This is a genomic window from Klebsiella scottii (assembly GCF_036561945.1).
GTDB classification, from domain to species: domain Bacteria; phylum Pseudomonadota; class Gammaproteobacteria; order Enterobacterales; family Enterobacteriaceae; genus Klebsiella; species Klebsiella scottii.
In genome coordinates, this window is sequence record NZ_JARXNI010000019.1 from 417,458 (window position 1) to 430,603 (window position 13,146).

At 62.4% G+C, this 13,146-nt stretch carries 12 protein-coding genes and 1 pseudogene; 1 reads left to right on the plus strand and 12 read right to left on the minus strand.

Going from position 1 to position 13,146, the window contains the following annotated elements; genetic code table 11:
* The first annotated feature begins 266 nt into the window (after positions 1-266).
* Complete coding sequence (alaE, locus tag QFI97_RS05780; protein WP_346430709.1) at positions 267-704, plus strand: L-alanine exporter AlaE; 438 nt, start codon at positions 267-269, stop codon at positions 702-704.
* Positions 705-728: 24 nt separating this feature from the next.
* On the opposite strand, the gene QFI97_RS05785 is transcribed toward alaE, so the two are convergent.
* From QFI97_RS05785 to QFI97_RS23575, 12 genes and pseudogenes are all read right to left on the minus strand, one after another.
* Complete coding sequence (locus QFI97_RS05785) at positions 729-908, minus strand: hypothetical protein (protein ID WP_198389042.1); 180 nt, start codon at positions 906-908, stop codon at positions 729-731.
* Positions 905-1,048: an SDR family NAD(P)-dependent oxidoreductase gene (locus tag QFI97_RS23435; RefSeq protein WP_198389041.1), complete on the minus strand. Its 144-nt coding sequence runs from the start codon at positions 1,046-1,048 to the stop codon at positions 905-907. The genes QFI97_RS05785 and QFI97_RS23435 overlap by 4 nt, the downstream gene beginning before the upstream one ends.
* 89 nt (positions 1,049-1,137) lie before the next feature.
* Positions 1,138-2,127, minus strand: coding sequence for an ABC transporter permease (locus QFI97_RS05790; protein WP_346430710.1), 990 nt, complete (start codon positions 2,125-2,127; stop codon positions 1,138-1,140).
* A gap of 2 nt (positions 2,128-2,129) precedes the next feature.
* Positions 2,130-3,059, minus strand: coding sequence for an ABC transporter permease (locus tag QFI97_RS05795; protein WP_095099089.1), 930 nt, complete (start codon positions 3,057-3,059; stop codon positions 2,130-2,132).
* Positions 3,037-4,677 carry a dipeptide ABC transporter ATP-binding protein gene (locus QFI97_RS05800; RefSeq protein ID WP_346430711.1) on the minus strand — a complete coding sequence of 547 codons (1,641 nt, stop codon included), beginning with the start codon at positions 4,675-4,677 and terminating at the stop codon, positions 3,037-3,039. The genes QFI97_RS05795 and QFI97_RS05800 overlap by 23 nt, the downstream gene beginning before the upstream one ends.
* A gap of 9 nt (positions 4,678-4,686) precedes the next feature.
* Positions 4,687-6,441, minus strand: a complete 1,755-nt coding sequence (locus QFI97_RS05805) for an ABC transporter substrate-binding protein (RefSeq protein ID WP_095099083.1) — start codon at positions 6,439-6,441, stop codon at positions 4,687-4,689.
* Positions 6,442-6,461: 20 nt separating this feature from the next.
* Positions 6,462-7,670, minus strand: a complete 1,209-nt coding sequence (locus QFI97_RS05810) for a GNAT family N-acetyltransferase (RefSeq protein WP_346430712.1) — start codon at positions 7,668-7,670, stop codon at positions 6,462-6,464.
* A gap of 10 nt (positions 7,671-7,680) precedes the next feature.
* A complete protein-coding gene (locus QFI97_RS05815; RefSeq protein WP_095099076.1) occupies positions 7,681-8,901 on the minus strand; it encodes an acyl-CoA dehydrogenase family protein in 1,221 nt (406 codons plus the stop codon).
* 27 nt (positions 8,902-8,928) lie between these two features.
* Positions 8,929-10,080 (minus strand): LLM class flavin-dependent oxidoreductase, encoded by a 1,152-nt coding sequence (locus tag QFI97_RS05820; protein WP_045858063.1) that lies wholly within the window; start codon positions 10,078-10,080, stop codon positions 8,929-8,931.
* Positions 10,077-11,483, minus strand: a complete 1,407-nt coding sequence (locus QFI97_RS05825; RefSeq protein ID WP_346430713.1) for an LLM class flavin-dependent oxidoreductase — start codon at positions 11,481-11,483, stop codon at positions 10,077-10,079. The genes QFI97_RS05820 and QFI97_RS05825 overlap by 4 nt, the downstream gene beginning before the upstream one ends.
* A gap of 22 nt (positions 11,484-11,505) precedes the next feature.
* Entirely contained in the window at positions 11,506-12,357 is an 852-nt protein-coding gene (locus QFI97_RS23570; protein WP_497773265.1) for an ABC transporter ATP-binding protein, read from the minus strand.
* Positions 12,358-12,375: 18 nt separating this feature from the next.
* Positions 12,376-13,146: pseudogene (locus tag QFI97_RS23575) on the minus strand (ABC transporter ATP-binding protein); the annotation flags it as partial.

Below are 13,146 nucleotides of genomic sequence, written 5' to 3' on the forward strand. Positions count from 1 at the left end.
CGGTTGATTATCTTAAATGGGTTTCAGCATGCGCGTCTAAGTATTAACAGGCCTGTAATCCGGGGGGAGCGGCAGGTAAATGGTTTCGGTTACGGCGGGAGGTCAGGGCGGCCGCAATGAGCGGCGCCGGATATCGCACCTGCGTGCGGCCGCGGTCCTGCAAAATGCCCGTATGCTATAGTTTTAAGCTTCTCGGTGAATGAGAAGACGTTTAATCCCCCCACCACGACAGGAAATGTAATTTGCCTCAACCCCCGGAACGGTCGATGCGTCGGACCGCATTTATTGCAGATACCGCTGCGCTGATCCTCTTCTTCACGACAACCGGCATTATTAACGAACGGGTGATAGCCGGTATGACGTGGGAGCAGGTTCTCCACGCCCGTCTTCTGGGAGCGGCCCTGATGGTTCCGGTCGCAAGACCCTACGGCATCTGGCGGGATTGGCTGATGCGGCGCGCCGGCCCTGGGCGGGTGTCTCAGCTGCTATGGGACAGCGCGGCCCTGGTCAGCTTCCAGGTGCCGATCTATGCGCTGATCATTGCCTTCAGCGGCGCCTCGGGAAGCGGGCTGATTCGAGGCACTCTCGGCGCCGCGCTGATGATGCTTTGTCTGGGCAGGCCTTACGGCGCGTTTCTGAACTGGGTGCGTCGGTTATTTGGCCTGCCTCCTGGGGGGAGTAAGCCGATGTCATTGAACAGCTGAACGGGGCTACGACCCGCTGCGCCTTTAGAGTCCGGGCCACATGCCACCAACGCGGCCCATCGGAACCTGGGCGAACATGGGAAGCACCGACCGGTCAATGTCTTCCCACCGCGCATCGTAAGCCAGCCCGATATTTTTAGCCGTTTGACGAAAGGCTTTATCCAGGCTGGAGCTATGAATGGTGCCGGGTGAAACGGTATTCACCGTTTGCAACCGCCCCGAACAGGAATAACGTTATGTAATCTCCCGGCCTTCGCCGCAGCATAATCTGGCCTCTTGTCCGGCGGCATCAGCGCTGCCAGGCTCGAAATATTAATGACTCTTCCCCATGCCTGAGCGCGCATACCCTTTCACCGAGATTTCTTTCCGCTGGTTTTCTGCGCCATCGTGCCGGTCCATCGCCACCAGGTATAGATACGGGGTGCTTACACCTTCATTGACTCCGTAAAAACAGGCGGTGAAAAAGATCGGTCAACAGGTTAGAGACAATAAACACGCAGGCGGCGAAAATGGTGGTGCCAATCACTACCGGGAAATCGCCGTCCAGCGCCGCATCAATCGCCAGCCGTCCGACGCCGTCGAGGCCGAACATCTTCTCGGTGACAATTGCGCCGCCCATAATCGCCGCCAGCTCCAGCCCGGTGAGCATCAATACCGGGCTAAGCGCTGGCTTTAACGCGTGATCGAAGTATACCCGCCACTCGCGCACCCCTTTTGCCCGCGCGGTACGGATATAGTCCTTGTGCAGCACGTCGAGCATACTGCTGCGCAACACGCGTTGAAAAATAGCTGTTTCAGCCAGCGTCAGCGTCAGCCACGGCAGCGCCAGATGCCGCGCCCACTGCCACGGGTCATCGCGCAGGGCCACATAGCCGCCAGCAGGAAACCAGTTTATGTTATGCAGCGACAGCTGATAAAACAGGAAGAAGATAATCAGCATCCCGCTCAGGAAGGTGGGTAGCGACAGCGCGACGTAGGCGAAGAACGCCAGCAGGCGGTCGACAAAGCGGTCGCGGTAGCGTGCCGCCAGCACGCCGGTGAGCAGCGACACCACCGTCCAGATAACCAGCGCCCCCAGCGCCAGCGACAGCGTAACCGGCACCTTCTCCAAAATCAGCTGGGTGACCGGCGTCTGGAAACGGAACGAGTAGCCCAGCGCTGGCGGCCAGTGCAGCATGCCCACCGGCGCGCCCTGGATCTCCGGGCCACGCAGCAGGAAATAGCGCAGCTGCTGATACCAGGGATCGTTGAGGTGCAGCGCCCGGGCTATAGCCGCAACGGCCTCTGGCGTGGCGTTTCGCGGCGCCAGCATCACCGCCGGATCCTGATAGGCGATACGGGTGAGTGAAAAGGCGACGATCAGCACCAGCAGCAGCGTCAGGGCGCTACGCAGCAGCGTGTTAAACAGAGTAGAAAAAGTCATGACTATCGTCTCTCCAGATGAGGGTCCAGTACGTCGCGCAGGCCGCTACTGAGGCAGTTAAAACCGAGGACGATGAAAAACAGCGCCAGCGCGGGGGCAGCCAGAAACCACGGCTGTACCTGATACATCGCCGAACGCTGCACGTCGGCAATCATATTGCCAAGGCTTGCGGCGGGCGCGGGAATACCTACGCCAAGGAAGGAAAGGGTGGCTTCAGCGATGATGTTGGTAGGTAGCTGGATGGCCCAGTACACGCCCATCGTCGGCAACACGCCGGGAATAATATCGCGCCACAAAATGCGCCACTGGCTTTCACCCATCAGCACCGCGGCAGCCACGAACTCCTGCTGGCGCAGATCCAGCACCAGCCCTCGGCTCAGGCGCGCAAAGTAGCCCCAGGAGAAGAAGGTAATCACAAAGATCACGACCCACACAGGGTCGACGCGCGGACCGCTCTCGCCGCCTTGATTCAGCGCCAGCAGGCTGAGCGCCGTGACCACGAACGGAAACGAAAGTACCAGATTGATCAGCTGTTGACACAGCGCGTCAATGCGCCCGCCGCGATAGCCGCCAAACAGCCCGACGAACAGGCCAATCAGCATTGCCAGAGTGGTGGCGGGGACGGCGATCAGCAGCGAAATGCGGGTGCCGTACAGGGTGCGCACCAGCACGTCGCGACCGTTATCATCCGCGCCGAGCGGAAACGCTGCACTCGGCCCTACGGGAAGGCCCATATCCGACAGCGCGCTATCACGGAACTGCCCGGTTTCGCTATGACCTAGCCATGCGGCGACCATTGGCGCAGCTAGCGCCGCAAGTACCATCAGCGCCACAATCACCAGTCCACGACGGGCGCTCGGTTCCCGCCACAGCCTCTGCCAGAACGTCACAGGCGGGAGGGCGAACGGCTCAGAAAGCAGCGGCTGACTCATAGACTACCTCCTCGCTAAAACGATGGCCGGTGCCGGGAATGGCCGCAAGCAGCAGGCGCGTCCATGCGTGCTGGGGCCGCTGGAAGATCTGCTCGGTGCTGCCCTGTTCGATAATGTGCCCTGCCTGCAGTACCAATACGCGGTCGCACAGCGCTGCCACCGCATCGAGGTCGTGCGAAATAAACAGAAGTGACAGGCCATAGCGGCTACGCAGTCGGATAAACAGCTGAATGATGCGGTGCTGGGTGGTGATATCCAGCGCCGACACCGCCTCGTCGGCGACGATAAGCTTCGGTTTCATCGCCAGCGCACGGGCAATAACCACCCGCTGGCGCTGGCCGCCGGACAGCTGCGACGGGTAGCGCGAGGCCGCTAAAGCGGGCAGCTCCACCTGCGCCAGCAGATCGTCGATAGCCGCCCTGAGCGCCAGCGGCGACAGCGGCTGGCCGCGTTCGCGTAGGGCGGTTAGCTGCAGCGGTTGAGCCAGCGTGTCGTCAACGCGCCGCCGTGGATTGAGGCTGCTGTAGGGATCCTGAAACACCATCTGCACCGCGTGGCGTTCCGGGTGATGGCTACCCGGCTCCCTCCACGGCTGGCCCGCCAGCGTCAGCGTGCCGCCGTCCGGGCGGTCCAGTCCGACGACGATGCGCCCCAGCGTGCTCTTCCCGGAGCCGGACTCGCCGACCAGGCCGAGAATCTCCCCCTCATGCAGACTAAAACTGATGCCATCCAATACCGGCGCAGTTGCTTTTCCCGGCCAGAGCCGCGAGGGTCTGACAAAGCTGCGCGAAACCTGACTCACCTCCAGCAGCGGCGTCGCCTCGTCGTAACGGAAGGGAGACGGGGCGCGCGGATGCCAGCCCGCCTGCAGCAGTGAGCGGGTATAGTCATGCTGCGGCGCGTCGAAAAGGGCGCGTGCTGCACCCTGTTCGACAACCTGGCCGTGCTGCATTACCACGATCCTGTCGGCAATATCAGCCACCACCCGTAGGTTGTGGCTGATAAACACCAGCGCGCAGCCATGCTGGCGCTGGAGCCGCTTCAACAGGCGCAGAATTGAGGCCTGGACGGTGGCGTCCAGCGCGGTAGTTGGCTCATCAGCGATAATCAGCGACGGATTCAACGCAATGGCGATGGCGATCATCACCCGCTGGCGCTGGCCACCGGAGAACTTCGCCGGACGCTCGTGATAGCGGCGGGCGGCATCCGCAATGCCTACCTCCGCCAGCAGCGATAGCACCTGCGTGCGTAGGGCCTTACGCCCCACACGCCGGTGAGCGAGGATCGCCTCCTCGATTTGCCGCCCGACGCTTTTCAGCGGGTGCAGATTGCTTAGAGGGTCCTGCGACACGTAGCCTATCTGCGCGCCGCGCAGCTGGCGCTTTTGATTCGCCGTAAAGGCGTGCAGCGGCTGGTCGTTAAAGACAATCTCTCCCTGCACGCGCATCTGCGTCGGTAACAGGCCAAGCACCGCCAGCAGGCTCAGGCTTTTCCCCGACCCTGACTCGCCCACTACCGCCAGCGTTTCTCCCGGCTCGACGTGAAAACTGACGCCTTTGACCAGCGTACTACGCGGGTCAAGGCCAATTGTTAAGTCGCGTACATTGAGTAATGGCATGACGCCCCCTTAAGGCTTCAGCGCAATATTGGTGATATCGGCCTGGGTCGCCAGCGAAGACCACGTCCAGTTTGTGACGCGCTCAGACGTCACCGCAATGCGGCGTTTCTCAAACAGCGGGATCCACGGCAGGTCAGCGGAGACCAGGCGGTCAGCTTCCTGCCAGATAGGGCCAGGGTTGTCCGAGCTGTAGGCCTGCTTCGCTAACTGGTTCAGCTTGTCGTTGCTGTAGCAGATGGCGTAGACGTTGCCGCGCCCGCATGGCGAGGCATCTGAATTCAGCCAGCCTCCGAGCAGCATGCGCGTCGCCGGACCTTGCCAGTCAGGGGAGGTCTGACCGAGTGCAAGATCCCAGCGGTTTTCCGGGCTTTGTAAATACGACATAAACTGCGGCGGCGGCACCGGGATCAGGTTCAGGCGAATCCCCGAGCGGGCCAGATCTTCTTTGAGGATCACCGCCAGGGTGCTGAACTGGTTATTGGCGCGATAGACCAGATCCAACGTCAGCCCATCCGCCAGTCCGGCCTCTTTCAGCAGCGCTTTGGCTTTTTCCGGGTCGCCTTTACTGTCCGTGGTGGCGTACGGATCGAACGGCTCATGGCCGAGCAGGGTGCTGGTGATAATCTGCCCCAGCGGCAGCGCGGCGATTTTCCCACCCTGCGCCTGCACCAGGTGCGACTTGTTCACCGCGTAGGCCAACGCCTGGCGCACGCGCAGGTCGCGCAGGGCTGTTGCGCCGGCGCTCTTCGCCTGCGGCTGAGCGTTAATGGCGATGAAGTTCGCCGCACCGCTGTTGGCGGCGTGCAGATACGGGCTCTTTTTCAGCAGATACTGACGAACCGCGGCCTGCGGCGGTACGTCAAGGTACAGCGACAGATCCGCATCGCCCGCCTGAATACGCTGCATCACGCTGTCTTCGTTGTTGCCGGTAAAACTCACCTCGATGGCGTCAACCCAGGCTTTACGCGCCGGGTCCTCCGCGTGGTTGTAGTCTTTCACTTTGCTTAATACCAGCTTCTGGCCGCTGGCGTAGCTGGCGACTTCATACGGCCCGCTGGACGGAAAGTTTTTGCGAAACTCCTGTGAGTCCGGGAAGTAGCGCGAAGCGACCTCTTCCGGCAGCGGGGTGACGAAGTTCATCGACAGAATGTTGAGGAAGTCGTAGTTTTTGCTGTCGGAGCGCAGTACCAGCGTTTTGTCGTCTGGCGCGCTGACGCCTGCAATCTCGTGGCCGTCAATGAACGCCTTGCTGGCGGCAAGATCGCCGGTAGCGACTTTACTGAACGCCTGGCAGTAATCGGCAAACCCGGAGAAAGCGAGGTTAAAGTAGTTCACCGCCGCCACCTGCTTGTTGGGATCGCAGAAACGCTTGATAGCGTAGACGAAGTCTTTTGCCACAATGGGCCGCGTCGTCGGCCCGGCGAAGCGAATACCGTCGCGCAGGTGGAAGGTGTAAGTTTTGCCATCGGCGCTGACGTCCCATGATTTTGCCAGATCGCCAACCAGCGTGGTGTCATCCTTCAGGCTGCTGGTCGAGCCGGGGTAGGTGACCAGCTGGCGGGTGACCGCCCGCAGGATCTCCCACGAGTCAACCGAGTAGCCGGTCAGCGGATCGAAGGCGTCAAGATCCGGCTGTAATGAGGCAATCTTCAGCGTGCCACCGGGCTGCGGCGCAGCCTCTTCGGCAAACGCCGGAACCATTGCGCTAGTGATGAAGGCAACAAAAAGGGCCTGGCCCATCAGGGGCCAACGAATGCTGTGCATCAAAAAATCTCCAGAAAAAGTTAGAAGAAAATTCCCGACCAGGGATGTTCATGACAGGCCAGCAAGCGCGTCAAACGCGCGGTGGACTGCGAGTGGTGAGGCTGAATACGGCGTGCGGCCACGAGCTGGTGAGCGGTGTATTCGCCGAGCAGCAGCATGGCAAGCGCATCGATACCAAGCGAGATATCCGGTTGGCCGGCGCTGCGCTGAATGCCGCTAGACGATAGCCGCCAGACGCCGCGGTTTGCCTCAATCAGAGGGTCATCAATCGCCAGCGTGAGCGCCTCGCCGTCGCCAAGGGCTCGGGCGTTAAACGTCCGCTCGACGTTGAGGATTCGCAGCCAGCTTTCGTCGACGCGCCTGACTTGCTGCACCGCGCGGGGATTTGCCAGCAGCAGCGGCAGGGCGTCATCCACCGGGCGGTGCGGCAGTTCGATATAGCGCGCGATATCAAGCTGCAGCAGATAGCCGAACAGCTGTGCGGCTATCTGCGGGTCAGCGGCGTGCAGATCGTCAACCACCAGCGTGCGCTCAGTGCTGTACAACCAGTTGTCGTCGGGCCTGGCGTGATAACGCACAAAGCCCTGAGGCTCGCCATCCTTGAGCGCCAGCGCCACATAATGGTTCAGGCTGCTGTGCGCCAGACGATGCTGCTGGAGCGCCCACCACTGCGGCCAGCGGGTCAGCGTGCCGGCGTGGCGCTGCGGGTAGCGCGTCACGACGGTTTGTTGCGCCTCCCAGGCGTCGGCGTGAGGCAGCAGGCGAATATCACCTTCGGCGGCGGGCAGCGATGACAGCTCGCGTTTATCAACTCTAAGATCCTGAATAGCCGTGGCGATACCGTAGCCGAAGCGCCCGTAAATGGTGCCCTGCGAAGCGCGCAGCGTGGCGACGGCTACCCCCTGCTGGTAAAGATCGGCCAGCTGTTGGCTGAATAGCGCCCGCAGCACGCCGCGACGGCTGAAGTGGGGCAGGACGCCGACGTGGGTGACGGCGGCATGCGGCACGCGCTGGCCGCCCGGCAGAGTCAGTTCGCCGGGGAAACTGTTGCTGGTGCCCGCTAATTGGCCGTCGAACGAAGCGGTATAAACGCGCCCCGGCACCACGTAGCGTTCGGCCCACGCCTCCACCGGCGTGACGCCCCCGGGGAGGCCGAACATCGCCTGGCGAAACAGCGTCGCGGCAGCGAGCAGCTCGGCGGGGTCATAGATAATCCGAATCTCCGGCATCGTCGCTTCCTTAGCGTTTCGGCGGCGAGTAGACGCGCGGCGTCGGCAGCTTGCCGCTCAGCACGTAGTCGCCCACTTCTCGCGTACGATAGGTCACCGGATCGTGCAGCGTGTGGGTACGCACGTTACGCCAGAAAACGTCCAGCCCGTACTGATTGCTGGTGGATCGCCCGCCGGTCAGCTCAAAGATCTCGTTGCTGATTTTTAGCGCCACGTTGTTGGCAATGACCTTGGCCTGGTCGGTTAGCAGCGCCAGTTCGCCCCATTGGGTTTCGGTGAGATCGTCGCCGGCATGGAAGGCATCCTGGAAGGCGTGCGCGGTTTTTTCCGCCAGCGCGATCCCGGCGGCGAGATCGGATGAGAGCTCGCCCGCTTTCAGCCGGTGATACGGGTCTTCCAGCGCGCTCTCCACGCCGGACTCCGGCCACGGGCGTACGGTGTCACGGAAATAGGCGGCGGCCTGCTTCAGCGCGCCTTCGGCAATGCCGAGGTAGAAGTGGACAAAAATCAACTGGCTGAACTGGTTGCGCAGGGCGTTGCGCAGCAGCGCGCTCTCCGGCTTCTCCTCCAGCCCGGTGAGGCGATCTTTCTCCTGAAGACGCACGCGGTTGAACTCCAGCGTACCGCTGGCGGTCAGGCGCTGGCCGAGGTTGTCCCAGTCATCGTTAAAGACGATCCCCGGCCGATCGGCGGTAACCTGGTACTGCACCAGCCGATCCTCTATCCATACAGCGATGGTCATTACCTGCGAAACGGCAGCGCCAGTGGCAAAAGTGCGACGCCCGGTGACGTAGAGATCGTTACCGTCCCATTCCAGCTTCAGGCGCGGGTCACGCGGGTTGCTGATGCTCGACTGGAACCAGCCTTCGTTGGCGACGCCGCGGGCGATAAACTCCCACTGCTCGCGGTTGCCGAGAATGTAGCTCCAGACGCCGTTGGAGTAGTGGTAGGTGATCAGCTGGCCGATCGAGCCGTCGGCAGCAGAGATAATGCGGCCAATCTCCAGCGCCTGCACCAGATTCGCCCCTCCACCGCCCAGCGACTTCGGCACCGCCAGCTTGAGCAGGCCGCTCTGACGCAGCCAGTCTATCTCTTCAAACGGATGTTTATTGGCGCGATCGCGCTCCAGCAAGGTGGCATAGAGACGGTCCGCGACTTCCTGAGCCACTACTTTCCAGTGGACGAATTCCTGGTGGTTAAGTCCTGCATAAATGTCCTGAGCATGGCTCATAGTTCCTCTCTTAGGGGCGATGTTTTTTTATGGTTGGTGTGGTGAGTGCAGCAGTCCGCTGCGGCGTAGCAGGGCACCTGCGCCCTCGGCAAACCAGTAAGCTTCTTCAAGATGCGGCTGACCGGATAAAATAAAGTGTTCAATGCCCAGCGCGTGGAAGGCCTGGATCTTCTCCGCGACCTGCTGGTGGCTGCCGACGATGGCGGTACCTACGCCGCCGCGCACCAGCGCGTAGCCGCTCCAGATGTTAGGGGCGATCTCCAGCAGACGGACGTTTTCCGGCGTTACCTTCTCGGCCTGAATATCGTCAAGCAGAGCACTCATGCGCTTTTGCCCGACGGATTCGGTGCGCCCCAAAAGCAGCTGGGCGCTTTGAATGCGCTCCGGGGTTATGCCGAGCAGCAGGCGGGCGGCCTCACGCCAGGCCTCTTCTTCGCTGTCGCGGCTGATGACGTGAAAGCGGATGCCGAAGCTCGGCGTACGCCCTTGGGCGGCGGCCAGCGCGCGCACCGTCGCCAGCTGCTGCGCGACCTGTTCGGGCGGTTCGCCCCAGCTAATCCAGGTGTCGGCCTGCGCGGCGGCAACCTGCTGGGCAGCCGGGCTGGAACCGCCGAAGAACACCGGCGGCACTGACCACGGCGAGGGTAGCAGGGTGGCCTGCTCAAGCTGATAGTGCTCGCCGTGAAAATCGAACGGCTGGCCGCTGTTCCTGGCGTGACTAACGCCTTTAAACGCGGCGATAAACTCGCCGCTGCGGGCGTAGCGCTGGTCGTGATCCAGCCGGTCGCCGTAGCGGCGCTGCTCAACCGGATCGCCGCCGGTGACGATATTGATCATCAACCGTCCCTCGGTCAGCCGCTGGAAGCTTGCCGCCTGATGAGCGGCCAGCGTTGGCGAAATAAAACCCGGACGGAAGGCAACGATAAACTTCAGCCGCTCGGTGTGTTGGCTAATAGCCATGGTGCTGAGCCATGCGTCTTCGCACCAGCTGCCGGTCGGTGTCAGTACGCCTTCAAAGCCCAGGCGCTCTGCGCTGCGGGCAATATCGATCAGATAATCGAGGGTGGCGGGGCGGAACTGGCCGCTGATGCCGCTGATGTGCTGAGAGTCATCGCCTGCGCCGACGATCCCCCGGCTGTCGCCATTGGTCGGCAGGTACCAGTGCAGATGGATGCTCATTGCACCTCCTGAGGATAGCCGTCTGTTAGTTGACGAAAGCGGGTGCCGGGGTGATCGTCGCGCAGCCGCTGCTGCCCGTGACCCTGCAGGCGTTCGCGTAGGGTGAGCGACGTACCGTCCGCCCGACGCATGCGTCCCCGCGCCTGAAGTTCCGGCACCACCCAGCGGACAAAATCTTCGAAACTGCCGGGGCTGATGGCGTAGGCGAGGTTGAAGCCATCAACCCCGGAGGCGTCGGCAAAGGCTTCCAGCTGGTCGGCGACGCTCTGCGGACTACCCACCAGCGTCGGGTGAATGCCGCCGATGCCGATGTAGTTACTGATATCGCCCACCGTCCACTGGCGCTCGGCGTCAATGCGCGTCAGCCCGGCCAGCGCCGAGCGGCTGGCGTTGGTTTCGATATATTTGAGCGGCTCGTCCAGCGACCAGTCGGACCAGTCCACTCCCGTCCAGGCAGAGAACAGCGCCAGCGCCGCTTCCTGACTGGTGTAGTTGAGGTAGTCCTGGAATTTGGCGTGAGCCCTGGCATCGTCCTCATCGACCACCACGCTGATGGCGGTGATAAAGCGAATTGCCTCGGCGCCGCGCCCCTGTTCATGCGCCAGCGTGCGAATTTTGTCGATATTCTGCGCGATCGACTGCGGCGTGGTGCCGCCGAGGAACACGACTTCGGCATTCTGTGCGGCAAACAGACGACCCCGGTCAGAGGTGCCTGCCTGGAACAGCACCGGCGTTCGCTGCGGGCTGGGTTCAGAGAGGTGCGCGTCCGGCACGGTAAACCAGCGCCCCTGATGGCGGATCGGGTGGACTTTGGCGGGGTCGGTATAGACGCCCGCCTCGCGGTCACGGCGTACCGCATCGTCTTCCCACGAGCCTTCCCACAGCTTGTAGGTCACCTCAAGGAACTCCTGCGCACGCTCGTAGCGTTCGTCGTGGTCCATCTGTTTTTCCAGCCCGAGGTTACGCGCGGCGGACTCCAGCACCGACGTCACGATGTTCCACGCCACTCGCCCCTTGGTCAGGTGGTCGAGCGTGGTGAACTTGCGCGCCAGCAGATACGGATGCTCGTAGGTGGTTGAAACGGTGATGCCAAACCCCAACTGTCGGGTGGCGGCGGCCATCGCCGAGACCAGCAGCAGCGGATCGTTGACCGGCGACTGCGCGGCGGTACGCAGCGCGGCATCGGGTTTGCCCTGGTAGACGTCTATCTGCCCCAGCGCGTCGGCGATAAACATAGCGTCAAAACCGGCCTCATCGAGCAGGCGCGCAATGTGCAGCCAGTAGTCGAGAGTCGTGTATTCGCTGGCTCGGTCATCGGGGTGCCGCCACAGTCCGGCGGAGACATGGCCGACGACGTTCATCATAAAGCCGTTGAATAACAGCTGTTTTTTTGCGGTTGTCATGGTGCGTCCTTATTAAAATGGGTCAGGCAAAACGTTTTAACGCCGCGTCCGTCGTGCCCGTTGGCAGCAGGTAGCTGGCGGCCAGCAGCTGCCGGGTGATCGGATGACGATCCGCGGCGTACAGCGCGTGGCGCGGGAAATCGTCCACTATCTGGCCGCGGGCCATCACCACAATGCGCTGGCAAAACTGCGCGACCAGGGCCAGGTTGTGACTGATAAACAGGCAGGTCAGGGCGTGCTGGCGATGCATGCGCGTGAGCAGCGCCATTACCTGCGCCTGTACCGTGAGATCCAGCGCGGAGGTGGGTTCGTCGAGCAGCAGGAAGCGGGGATTCACCGCCAGGGCGCGGGCGATATTGGCGCGCTGGCGCTGACCGCCGGAGAGCTGGTGCGGATAGCGCTGCAGCAGAGCGACGTCCAGCCCAACTTCGCTAAACAGGGACCTGGCGCGCGCTACCGCCTGCGGGCGCTGTGCGACCGTGCCAAGACGGAACTGCGGGCGAACCAGCTGCTCTTCCAGCGTCAGACGCGGGTTGAATGAGGCCAGGCTGTCCTGAAAGACGCACTGAAGCTGACAACGCAGAGTAGTGATGCTGTCCTTATCCTTGTTGCTCACCAGCTCGCCGGCAAAGCGCATTTCGCCGCGATCGCCTGGGATCAGCTGCGCCAGCAGCCGCGCCAGGGTGGATTTTCCGGACCCGGACTCGCCGATAATGCCGACAATTTCGCCGCGCTGAACGGTCAGGCTGACGTCGTTAACCGCCGTAACGGCCACCTTTTTCGGCCACCAGCCCCGCGTCTCCCGGCGCCAGAAATCTTTTCCCAATCCGCGGGTTTGCAGCAGCGGCGCGTCTTCGTCGTGGTATTCGGCCACCGGCGTGGTGTTCGGCCACGGTACCGCCGCCAGCAGCGATTGGGTATACGGGTGCTGCGGCGCGGCGATAAGGTCAGCCGTTGACCCCTGCTCAACGATGCGCCCGTGCTGCATAACTGCGACGCGGTCGCTTAACGCGGCCACCACGCCGAAATCGTGAGTAATGATCAGCAGCGCCATCTGCTGCTGCTGGCACAGCTCTTTGAGCAACTGGAGCACCTCGCGCTGCACGGTGGCGTCCAGCGCGGTGGTGGGCTCATCGGCAATCAGCAGCCGCGGGCGGCACATGGCGGCGAGGGCAATCAGGATGCGCTGGCGCATACCGCCGGAAAGCTGGTGCGGATAGAGCGCCATTACCTGCTCCGGCTGACGGATTTTCATCCGGGTAAGCCACGTCAGCGCCTCATCACGCAGAGCACGCCGCCCCAGCGCCGGATGCAGGCGGCGCAGATTGTGCAGCAGCTGCTTGCCCACTCGCCATGACGGGTCTAGCGTGGAAAGCGAGTTCTGAAACACCATCGCAATATCGTGTCCGCGCAGACGATTAAGCCGCGCGGTGGATTGGTGCAACAAGGGCTGGCCGTCAAAAGCGATGCTGCCGTTGACCGTCGCCTGGCCCGCAGGCAGCAGGCCGAGAATGGCGGCGGCGGTGACGCTTTTTCCGGAACCGGATTCGCCCGCAAGCGCCAGCACTTCTCCGGGAGCAACGGTCAGGGAGACATCGTCCACCGCCTGCACGTTCTGGCGGTGAAAAAGCACGTTAAGGTGGGCAATCTGCAGCAGGCTCAT

Excerpts from the sequence above, each read along its gene's own strand:
- alaE (WP_346430709.1), top strand. The coding sequence starts at position 267 with ATGCGTCGGACCGCATTTATTGCAGATACCGCTGCGCTGATCCTCTTC.
- QFI97_RS05790 (WP_346430710.1), bottom strand. The coding sequence starts at position 2,127 with ATGACTTTTTCTACTCTGTTTAACACGCTGCTGCGTAGCGCCCTGACG.
- QFI97_RS23435 (WP_198389041.1), bottom strand. The coding sequence starts at position 1,048 with ATGCGCGCTCAGGCATGGGGAAGAGTCATTAATATTTCGAGCCTGGCA.
- QFI97_RS05820 (WP_045858063.1), bottom strand. The coding sequence starts at position 10,080 with ATGAGCATCCATCTGCACTGGTACCTGCCGACCAATGGCGACAGCCGG.
- QFI97_RS05800 (WP_346430711.1), bottom strand. The coding sequence starts at position 4,677 with ATGCCATTACTCAATGTACGCGACTTAACAATTGGCCTTGACCCGCGT.
- QFI97_RS05825 (WP_346430713.1), bottom strand. The coding sequence starts at position 11,483 with ATGACAACCGCAAAAAAACAGCTGTTATTCAACGGCTTTATGATGAAC.
- QFI97_RS05805 (WP_095099083.1), bottom strand. The coding sequence starts at position 6,441 with ATGCACAGCATTCGTTGGCCCCTGATGGGCCAGGCCCTTTTTGTTGCC.
- QFI97_RS05810 (WP_346430712.1), bottom strand. The coding sequence starts at position 7,670 with ATGCCGGAGATTCGGATTATCTATGACCCCGCCGAGCTGCTCGCTGCC.
- QFI97_RS05815 (WP_095099076.1), bottom strand. The coding sequence starts at position 8,901 with ATGAGCCATGCTCAGGACATTTATGCAGGACTTAACCACCAGGAATTC.
- QFI97_RS05795 (WP_095099089.1), bottom strand. The coding sequence starts at position 3,059 with ATGAGTCAGCCGCTGCTTTCTGAGCCGTTCGCCCTCCCGCCTGTGACG.